We start from the raw sequence: 10,756 nt of genomic DNA, 5'->3' as shown, positions 1-10,756 counted from the left end.
GCGCCGGCTACCGAAGTCGCTACCGCTTGCGCAAGCAGATCGTCGAAGCCGTCTTCGGACAGATCAAACAGGCAAGAGGGTTCAGGCAATTCCTGCTGCGCGGCATCGAAAAGGTCAGCGCAGAATGGGCGCTCATCTGCACCGCTCACAACCTCGTCAAGCTCGCAAGGGCCGCCTGAGCCGCCATTATCAAGATAAAACTGCCTTCCCAAAGCTAACTGGACAGGCTCCTAGCGGAAATCAGCGAGGAGTGAGTCTAGCCGGCACTGGCGATCCTGTTAATGCTCTAGGATCTGACCAGATACGAGGGGAGCCTGATTAAGCTTTTGCCGAGGAACGCCGCGGCGGCCATCCCCAGAATGGGCGAGCGCCAGCTTTGGGGGAACGGGAGCGGCCGTGGATTTCCGTACGGCCTCTCCACTCTTGCGCTCGCCTGAGGGGACACATTCATCAACGACGCATTTCCAATGGGAAGTGCACTCGCCTGTTGCCTACCTGGGTCGATTGCGCAACTATTCCTTGCCTACGCCACTTTCGTGAAACGATTGAGTGGCGGTTTGAGCCCGAGATTCTCTCTGAGCGTTTCTCCGGAGTATCGTGGTCTAAATTTGCCTCGTCGGCGCAACTCGGGAACGACAAGCTCTACAAAATCCTTGAATCCGCTCGGAACGGTAGCCGGCAATATGTTGAATCCGTCGGCCGCGCCTTGATCGAATCTATCAACCATCGTGTCCGCAATTTCGTCCGGCGTTCCAACTACCATCAAATGGCCACGGCTGTCGGATACCAAGCAAATAAGCTCTCTCCATGTAAGTTTCTGGCGTATAGCAAGGTCGAGAAGGACTTTCTGGCGACTCTGGATAAGATTCGTTCGCGGCAGACTCTCCGGAACTAGCGAATCGAGGTTCATTGCGCGCAGATCGGTGACCGACCCTAGCCAACGGTCGGCCGTGTCAAATAGAACATCAATGTGCGTAGATGATTGTAGCCTTTTAAGCTTCTCCGCGGCTTCGTGCTTGGTCTTCCCAATGACCGGGACAATCCCTGGCATGATTAACACCTGGTCATCCCTCCGTCCGACTGCGCGCGCCTTTTCTTTGAGCGCGGTGTAATATCTCTTTCCATTCTCTAAAGAAGGTTCGGCGGTGAACACGACTTCGGCGATTTCTGCACCGAACCGCATTCCCGCATCGGATGCGCCAGCCTGAACCAAGACAGGATACCCTTGCGGCGGCCTTGCAATGTTTAGCGGGCCTCTGACGGAGAAATAGTTCCCCCGGTGGTTGAGTAAATGCAGCTTGGTCGTGTCGGCGTAAATTCCATTTTCCTTGTCGCGAATGAAAGCGTCGTTCTCCCAGGTGTCCCAAAGCCCCTTGACAACTTCCACGAATTCTCGTGCTCGAGCATAACGTGCGTCATGATCCGGGAGCCCGTTTTCACCGAAATTCTGTGCTTCGAATTTGTACCCTGAGGTAACAATGTTCCAGGCCGCGCGTCCGCGCGACAGGTGGTCAAGTGAGGCGAACATGCGCGCAAGATGGTAGGGCTGGTGGTACGTCGTGGTCGCTGTCGCGACAAGACCGATGTGCTGTGTTTTCGATGAGAGCGCCGACAAGAGCGTGATTGGCTCGAACGTATCGTTTCGGCTTACACGGGCTAAGCTTGCATTGTCTTGTTCTACCACGCTTGGGCTATCGGGCAGGAACACGAAGTGAAATGCGGCGCTCTCGGCAAGGGCTACGAGATTAGCATAATGGTCGACATCAACCCCGCCGTTCGCTGGTACGTTCGGGTCGCGCCATGCACCCTCGTGATATCCCGCTTGTACGAGGTATAGTCCGAGCTTCAATTCACCATTCCGCTGCATGCCGTATCTCCCTTTCATTCACCGTTGGACTATCCTCGCGCACCATGTTCCTGCTAGTCGGTCGTGGTCGTTGCATAGGGCAGGCTGCCTCAACGGGCCACCAAGATCTCGACGAGTGTGACTTCCGACGAAGTCGCTCCGACATTTCGTTTGCGTATCGGACGCTGAGAGGACTCGCAATTGACAGCCCCGATCTCCAGAGCTCTCCAATAGCGGCGACTTCGGCGTCCACACTAGAGAGCCGTCAAGCGCCTCCACCAGAAAGCGAGAGGTCGCGGTTGTAGGAAACCTGAGTGCGCAAGATTCCAGGAGGCGACGAGCCAGTGCGTCGATCAGGGCTGTTGACGACAACAGATTGTGTTGATTTTGCATCCCGACCTCCTTGAACGGGTGTTTCGCTGACCCGACGCGCTCATTAAGGATAGGTGACATGCTTCTGTTATCTTGATCAATCACCAGCATTGGTAGTTGATCGGGGCAAATCGTGGCATTCCCCGCTACAGGATGACGCAGCACGCGGCAGAGCCAGCTTTATAACGATAAGAATTTCGATCGGTTGGCTCGCGTTCGCTTGCTCAACGCGGGTTACGGCGCTAGCCAATTATTGATCTTACACGCAGACGTTGTTTACGCCTTCGCGTGAAGACGCCAGGCCGTTAAGGCCCTTCGCGCAGTTCGGCTAATCGTGTTGAGGAACTAACAAGAGCTTAAGCACCGCATTTGGGTGCAGCGTTGTCGCGCGTCAGAACTGGTCTGGGTGACCCAGCAAAGTTCTTGTTGCGGCTGGCTCGTGTTCCGTTCAGTTGGAAACGGAGTTCTGACCGTTGGCCTTGAGGCATTGCTCCTCGCAATTTCTGGTGTCCTATCGGACTCTACGAATGTTTTCGCTGCCCAAGTGCCCAGTGACTTTGCACTGCAAATTGATTGTTCTGGATGGTCGTACTACGTGACCTGCGCCCTCTGGCGCGCCTCGTTGAGGTTGGCGAACAGGTGCTCGTTCAGACGCTCGTCGCGCAGCCAGCCGTTGATGCTTTCGACGAAACCGCTCTGCATCGGCTTGCCGGGCGCGATGTAATGTACTGCGACTCGATATTGAGTTCCTCCTGCCAAGCCAATATGGCGTTTCGAGGTGAACTCGGTGCCGTTGTCACTGACGATCATGCGTGGGCAGCCCCGGACCTCGATGATGTAGTCAAGTTCACGAATCACCCTTAGCGCGGTGAGCGAGGTGTCCACCACCAAGCCCAGGCATTCCGGGTGAAGTCGTCGACCACGGTCAAGATACGGAAGCGCCGCCCGCTGGAGAGCGGGTCCGTCACAAAGTCGAGCGACCAGCGTAGGTTCTGATCCTGCGGGAGCGCCATCGACGGCCTTGTGCTCAATGCCCGTTTGCGGGCACCGCGCTTGCGCACGTTCAGCCGCTCCTCTTTGCAGAGCCGGTACAGCTTCTTGTAATTGATCCGGACCCCAGCCAATAGCAGCCTCAGGCGCCGGTAGCCGAAGCGACGGCGTTGCGAAGCCAGTTCTTCCAGCCTGGTGCGCAACGCGTCGTCATCCGGCGGCGAGGCATAGCGATAGTTTTTCGGATCCAGCCCGGCCAGGCCGCAGGCCCGCCGCTGCGAGTAATCCCTCTCGCTGATCGCTCACCTCACAGCACGACTCCGCAAGCTGGGCGTCAGAAGTTGTTCCCGAGCATCTCCTTCAGCGTGGACACATCCAGCATCGAGTCCGCCAGGAGCGTCTTGAGCTTGCAGTTCTCCTCGTCAAGGCCCTTCAGCTTGCGGGCCTCAGAGATCTCCATCCCGCTATAGCGCGACCGCCGCTTATAGAACGTCGAATCGCCGGGCTTGCGGCATACGTCGCTCGCCGACATCCCGGCAGCGTGCTCCTTCAGCACCTGATAGTCTGCTCTTCCGTGAACCTGCCTTGACGCATCGTCCGCCTCGTGGAGAACAGAACGCTAACCTAAATCGGGGACGTTTCGGGGGAGCAGGTCACATCTTTCCGACCAGACACAGCGCTGATCGAAGCGCGTTGCCAAGCGTGTTCTGTAATCTAGACGCGCCGATTTCGGCCAATGGGCACACAGGAGGCTAGGCAAAGGCTTCCTGAATAATTGCCGAGTGGCTCGCGCTATTCTGCGCACATCACCCGGTTAAACGAGAGAGCCTCTGACGTGCCGACTTTTGAGTCAGAGATTGCTACCAGTGTTGGTAGGTTCGTCCTTCCCGCTTCTCAGTGTAATTGAGTGGAGCTGCGTGGAAGATACGCGTGATTCAAATGAGCGGCCTAACGAGTCGCGCGGCATGTTGCGGTCAGTTCGCGCAATCTGAGAAACCGCGCTTGTTGTTGATGAGCCACGGAGAAGGCGACCATGGGTGAAGCGAGTAGCGAGTCACGCAAGATGCAGGCCGTCGAAGCCCTAGAATCAAATGTCCGCTCGTACTCGCGCTCGTTTCCGGCCATTTTCAGTCGGGCGCGCGGCTCAATTATGTTAACCGACGGAGGCCGAACGGTCATTGACTTCCTCTCCGGTGCTGGAACGCTGAACTACGGTCATAACAATCACCAGATCAAAGCTGCTCTTACAGAATATCTTGCATCGGATGCCGTAGTTCACGGTCTCGACCTGGCCACCCCCGCAAAACTCGAATTCATGGAGACTTTCAGATCTGTGATACTTCGTGAACGGGACCTGCAATACCGGTTTCAATTCACGGGTCCAACTGGCTCGAATGCTATCGAAGCAGCTTTAAAGCTAGCGCGAAAAATTACAGGACGTAAAAATGTCATTTCATTCACGCGCGGATATCATGGCATGAGTTTAGGAGCGATTGCTGCGAGCGGTAATCGTTCTTATCGCACAGCCAGCGGAATCTCGTTAACTGGCGCTACCTTCATGCCCTATGATGGCTATCTTGGGCCAACTGTCGATACGGCTGAGTACCTGCAAAAGATCTTGGTGGATGAGAGCGGTGGCATTGATTCTCCAGCGGCCATTCTCGTCGAAACCGTGCAGGGAGAAGGAGGTATAAATGTAGCTACCAGACAATGGCTGCAATCAATTCAGGCGATAGCAAAGCAAGTGGGGGCCCTCTTTATCGTTGATGATATACAGATGGGCTGTGGTCGCACGGGCGATTTCTTCAGCTTCGAGTTCGCAGCGTTGGCGCCAGATGTCATAGTGTTATCGAAATCGCTAAGTGGATACGGTCTGCCATTATCCATGTTGTTGATCAAGGAGGGGTTCGACGCATGGCAGCCAGGAGAACATACAGGCACGTTTCGAGGAAACAATCTTGCGCTTGTATCTGCAGCCGCGGCTATAAATCTTTATTGGCGCGACCGCAGTTTCGCGCAGGGGATCCACCGCATGGGAGAACTTATGCGGCGCCGACTTGAGACCATTGCTTCAGAGCAGGGAAACAGTTTTGCTGTTCGAGGGCGCGGCATGGTCTTGGGCTTTGATTGCCAAACGGCTGAAATCGCCGAGGCTACGACACGCAAAGCATTTGATAAGGGATTGATGATCGAACGATGCGGACCAGCCCATGAGATCGTAAAGTTTCTGCCTGCACTCACGATCGACGTTGAGACACTAAATCATGGCCTTCAGATATTCGAGGAGTCCTTGGCTGAAACCCTGAAACAGATCAGGGTCAACTGATCTCCCCTGTTCATGCATATAAAAGTGGAGGAAGGACCATGACCTACGAGACCATCAAATATGAGATTTCCGAGCAGATCCTGACCATTACCCTGAACCGACCGGAGAAGCTCAACGCCTGTACCGCCACCATGCAGGACGAATTGATCCAAGCTTTCGAGCGCGCCAACAAGGACGACGATGCCCGTGCTGTTATTGTGACCGGCGAAGGCCGCGCCTTTTGCGCAGGCGCCGATCTTTCCTCGGGGGCGGACACCTTCGATCGCGACGCGCGGCATGGACCGGTGAGGCGGCATCCCGATGGCAAAGTCGATTATACCGACCTTGATGTCAGCGACGCCGGCGGCCAGATCACTTTGGGCATCTTCAAGTGCCTAAAGCCCGTGATCGCCGCCGTGAACGGACCAGCTGTCGGCATGGGCGTTACGATGCAGCTCGCGATGGACATTCGCGTTGCCAGCGAGGCGGCGCGCTTCGGCTTTGTGTTCTCCCAGCGTGGCATTGTGCCGGAGGGCGCCTCGAGCTGGTTCCTGCCACGCATTGTCGGCATCGCTCAAGCACTCGAGTGGTGTTACACTGGGCGCGTATTTTCGGCGCAGGAAGCGCTCGCTGGCGGACTAGTCAGCAAGGTGGTGCCTCCGGAGCAGCTGCGAGCAACAGCCCGTGCGTTGGCACGAGAGATCATCGAGAAGACCGCGCCGGTGTCCATCGCGCTGATCCGGCAGATGATGTGGCGCATGCTCGGCGCCGATGATCCGATGGAAGCCCACAAGATCGATAGTCGCGGCATCTATGCGCTGGGCCGTTCTGCTGATGGCAAGGAAGGCGTGATGGCGTTCCTGCAGAAGCGGCCTGCGGTGTTCAAGGACAAGGTGTCGGCCGACATGCCGGATTATTTTCCATGGTGGACTGAGCGGGAGTACAAATGATTATCTGTTGGCCCAGCCAACCGAGGCGCGAGCTGCGATCCCGCGTCTGTGATATTGTCAGGAGGTGAGATTCCAATAATGCCAATCACGTCACGTGTGGTGCTGGACGGAGCGCATGCGTCCAGTGCGGGACACCCTCGAGTATGTCCTGATCCGGTTGGAGCAGATCGACGTTACCAGCTCATCCTAATTGCCTGATGGTATCATCTGCATCAAGCCGTAGCCCCGTCGACCCCGTTTGTTCTTAACGAATGCTCTGCCGCAGTGAATGCTGATACCCCAATCACCGACCGAACCTCAATATCGAATACAGGTGTTCTCACCAGACTAGGTAGTATCTCCATCCATTGTTAATGCTGTACGACCAGTTACTCACCGCCGCATAGGCCGTGACGCAGCTGAATACGATTGGAGAAGGTAGAGCAATGACGAGCGTAGCTAATCCTTTGCAAGTCTCACGCTTTCTTCACTTATATGATGACGCTGCCGCCAAAAAAGGCATCAAGCTTTCAATAGGATTTGATTTTCATGAATATGTCTTAATCACAGAAGCCACTCCAACAAAGAGGCGAACATATCCAAATTTTCGGCCAGATCGCTCGCCAATCAAATCAGGCGAGGGGTATTGGATCATAGGCGTCGACCAGACTAACGAAATCGCGCTTACCGACGCCGCTCGACTGTATGACCTTTCGCACAGCAACTTTGCAGAACATCTTCAATCGCTGAACGCGTTTTACGCCAACCCGGCCATGCATGCACATCCTGAGGACCGTTGTAGTTGCACAGCACCAAGTGCGAAGAAGATAACCGGGAAAGTAGCATATCACGGGGATCTTTGGGTCCGCAAAGATCTTAGAGGACACGGCCTAGCCAAGATCACAGCAGGAATAGCGCACGGCGTGTCTTTTGCCATGTGGGCTCCTGACTTCTTGTGTTCGCTTGTTGCACGCTTTTCACTGGATAAGGGGCTCGTTTCGCAATACGAAATGCTACACGATGAGCCCGGCGGATCGATATTACAGCTGGTGGAAGAGGATATTGTGGACGACGACTGGCTTATTTGGCTAACCGGTGAGGAGTTGAGGGGCCAGGTTGAGCGTCACGACAGAACCGAGCTGCTTTTGGCCCTGTCATCTTCGCCGGCACGACGGGGCGGTACTTGACCCGGGTGCGCAGCAGTGCAAATCCTCGCCTTAGGAATGTGGCCCTTGTCAGCGCCAACCGGCGAGCCTTTGCCGGGGCCGCATGCAACGTCCTCGACAAGAGCTGTCTCCTCGATCAGTTCATAAGGATGCGGCGCGATTTCATCATTCCGACCATGGCGGCGAAGCCAAAAACGATTACTCCTCGTTCGCCAACGATGGCTGCGCGCCTCAGAATCACAGGTATGGTCCGCCTATCTACACAGCAGCGTCATGATGACATTCTCAGCATCCCAGAACCCCAGAACCGGCTATTGCAGCTGACGCGCGCGAGGTGCGGCTGCCAGCGGCGTCGCCACCACGGCGCTCCGAGATACCTGGACTTCTCCAGCGGTTTATCAGGAATTGTCTACGCAAGACGAATGGCAGCGGTCCGACACGAGGACCAGCTAAGCTTGTTCACCTCCCATTTTCAGGTGCAGGTAAGTGCCGCGATGCTCAGATCGGGTCGATGTCGCTCCAGACAAACATCGGCGCTCCGCAGACGACCCGCCCAACGGCAGGGTCGGGAAAGAGTTAGCGGCAGCCCACTCAGCAGAAATTGGCAAGTAAATCCTTGAGGACACGGTGAACGAGATGGTGGCAGGTTCAAATACGGCGGGCAGCAGTGTTGGGCAGAAATCTAAGGACAGCTTTGCCCGCGCGCGGTTGGTTTTCCCTGACGGGACCTCGCGAGTGACCATCGAGCGAGATCCGGAGCCGCTCTATATCGACCGCGGATTGGGGAGCTATCTGTTCGATGTCGACGGCCGCCGATTTCTCGACCTGAATTGCAACTTCACCACGTTGATCCACGGTCATGCCTTCGCGCCCGTTGTGGAAGCGCTAACCCATCAACTCCAGCGCGGCAGCTGTTTCGCGAATGCGACAGAGAGCGAGATCGAACTCGCCGAACTACTTTGCGGCCGGATTCCACAGGTTCATCGTGTTCGCTTCGTCAATACGGGAACAGAGGCGGTGCTGTTTGCGATCAAGGCTGCGCGGGCGTTCACCGGACGTTCGAAAATCGCGAAGCTCGAGGGCGCGTACCACGGCGCTTACGACTGGGGCGAGGTGAGTATGGCGGCGACGCCAGACAATTGGGGTGATGCCACCGCGCCGAACTCGACGGCGTTCTATCGCGGGATGCCCGCGAGCGTACTCGATGAAGTAGTGGTGCTCCGCTTCAACGATGTTGAAGGCGTGCGGCGGTTGTTGTCATTGCATGCGCACGAGCTTGCTGCCGTCGTTTTGGATCCGATGCCAAGTCGCGGTGGTCTGATTGCGCCGAAGCCTGAATTCATTGCTGCGGTTCAGGAAACTGCCCGAAAGAATGGGATTCTGGTAATTGCTGATGAAATCTTGAATCTCAGGCAGAGTTTCCAAGGTGCTTCCGCCCGCTACGGACTTGTTCCGGATCTCGTCACGATGGGCAAGATCATCGGCGGTGGTTTGCCGATCGGAGCAATTGGCGGGCGCGAGGACGTGATGACAGTATTCGATGCCTCAGCAGGCCGGCCACTGCTTCCGCAAGGCGGCACATTTTCCGCCAATCCTCTATCCATGACAGCAGGCCTTACCTTCATGCGGCATCTTGATCACGCGGCTCTTGCACATCTGGAGATCCTTGGAAACATTGTCCGGGACGGGATTGGCCGCGCTATCTCAGCCCGGGACGCGCCGCTATGCGTGACGGGAGCCGCCTCACTGTTTCGCATCCATCCGCGGGCACAAACCCCAAATGACTATCGCGAGATCTATCCCACGCCTGCCGGAGCAACTCTAATGAAGCAGCTTACGCGTTTTTTTGCGGAGAACGGCATCATCCTGCCGCATGGCGCCGCCGCGTCAATCTCGACACCGATGACGCGCGCCGACGCCGAGCTCATCGTGGATGTGTTCGCAGGCTTTCTCGATAGCGATCAAGATATGCTGCACAAGATAGAGGTACGCACGTGAGGACAGCAACAGTCGCGCCATGCGTCGCTCGACATTGTAGCATCGTGCCGTGAAGGTGATCGTTCAAAGTCAGCCTTCGGCCGTGATTGTTCCATGCGAAGCGATCACCTATTCAGCAACTCGCATAGCGAGAGATATATGGGCGGCGGGATGGCGGACGGCTGTCTGGGTGCCCAGTCGTTTCGCGTGTTGCAGCTCAGAGTGGCCCCGCCTTGATCTTCTTGGTGCCCCTTCTTGCCAAGGACTTACAAATCGCGATTGTTGCTTTGGTGCGGGAGGGCAAAGGCAATCCGTCTGCCGGTCGATAATGCTGCAATTGCAGGAGCGTGCGGGTGTAGCAACATGGTCCTCGAAGCGCTCTTCGACTTGGGGCAACTCTCGACCCCGGGGCTCGCACATGCAACCATAGCTGATCAAGTGGTAAGAAGCCGTTGCGGCGCGCTATCGGTGCAGAGGTATTGGCTATATCAGTTTCGCCGGATCCGGTGAGGTCGGCACCCTGGTACTAGACCGCGGCCGCCGAACATCATTCCCGTCGCACTCGGATTCGGTGGAAAATCGCCGCAAGCGGCTTTCTCGGATGCATCTCTGGAACAGGCCAGGGGCCGTCTTGCAATGCGCCGTCAGACCGGCGTCGCTTGACAAAGAAACACGCGTGTCTCCCATCGCCCCTATGGTAGCGCCGGAGCCGCTTGGCCTGATTTCCGACAGTAGCGGTGTGCAATGAGCCATGGATGACGCGACGAAGATCGAGGAAAATGATGGCTTTTTACCTGAATTTGGAGACTTGCCTTGAGGGTGACTCGCCCCGCGTGTCCTGGGCACGAGCGCGCGTTGGACGGTGTGTCATCCTGTGTCATGCTCTTGCCGCGATTCCATCGGCCGCGCCGGCAAGGTTAGCTGTCGTGGTGAAGCAGTTAGAGGCCGCGATTGAGATCTCGCGTTTCCTCGCAACGGCGGCGGATGCACTACCCTCATACGGCCAACAACTCCGCCGCTTTGTTCGATCCGACCTCCATGAGGTCGCACGCACGACAGAGCGCGCTGCTGGGAGCCTGCCACTCACCGATGCCTTCCACGGATTCACGCCAAACGAATGAGCCAACTACTGCGTTGCCGCGGAATACGGGTCAATTTGATCGGAATCTGC

The 10,756-nt window shown here is 56.5% G+C and carries 6 protein-coding genes and 1 pseudogene; 5 read left to right on the top strand and 2 right to left on the bottom strand.

The features are described from left to right. Window positions 1–179: transposase (locus KIP88_RS44460; protein ID WP_214494358.1), on the top strand; the 179-nt coding region annotated here is incomplete at its 5' end. Between the two features lie 344 nt (window positions 180–523). Here KIP88_RS44460 and KIP88_RS44455 read toward each other — a convergent pair. Then, window positions 524–1,867: an LLM class flavin-dependent oxidoreductase gene (locus KIP88_RS44455; protein ID WP_214494353.1), complete on the bottom strand. Its 1,344-nt coding sequence runs from the start codon at window positions 1,865–1,867 to the stop codon at window positions 524–526. A gap of 963 nt (window positions 1,868–2,830) precedes the next feature. Continuing rightward, window positions 2,831–3,802, bottom strand: a pseudogene (locus KIP88_RS47580) (IS3 family transposase); the annotation flags it as partial. A gap of 469 nt (window positions 3,803–4,271) precedes the next feature. Between KIP88_RS47580 and ectB the strand changes: the two are divergent. The 4 genes from ectB (at window position 4,272) to KIP88_RS44420 (ending at window position 9,606) form a co-directional block, all read left to right on the top strand. Next, window positions 4,272–5,534 (top strand): diaminobutyrate--2-oxoglutarate transaminase, encoded by a 1,263-nt coding sequence (ectB, locus tag KIP88_RS44435; protein WP_214494357.1) that lies wholly within the window; start codon window positions 4,272–4,274, stop codon window positions 5,532–5,534. A gap of 38 nt (window positions 5,535–5,572) precedes the next feature. Next, window positions 5,573–6,463, top strand: coding sequence for a crotonase/enoyl-CoA hydratase family protein (locus tag KIP88_RS44430; RefSeq protein ID WP_214494346.1), 891 nt, complete (start codon window positions 5,573–5,575; stop codon window positions 6,461–6,463). Window positions 6,464–6,888: 425 nt separating this feature from the next. Next, a complete protein-coding gene (locus KIP88_RS44425) occupies window positions 6,889–7,629 on the top strand; it encodes a hypothetical protein (RefSeq protein ID WP_214494345.1) in 741 nt (246 codons plus the stop codon). Between the two features lie 615 nt (window positions 7,630–8,244). Next, a complete protein-coding gene (locus KIP88_RS44420) occupies window positions 8,245–9,606 on the top strand; it encodes an aspartate aminotransferase family protein (RefSeq protein WP_214494355.1) in 1,362 nt (453 codons plus the stop codon). Window positions 9,607–10,756: the final 1,150 nt, after the last annotated feature.

Source organism: Bradyrhizobium sp. SRL28, assembly GCF_018596315.1.
Lineage (GTDB): Bacteria > Pseudomonadota > Alphaproteobacteria > Rhizobiales > Xanthobacteraceae > Bradyrhizobium.
Note: the sequence above shows the minus strand (reverse complement) of the source record. Positions and strands in the feature narration are given on the sequence as shown.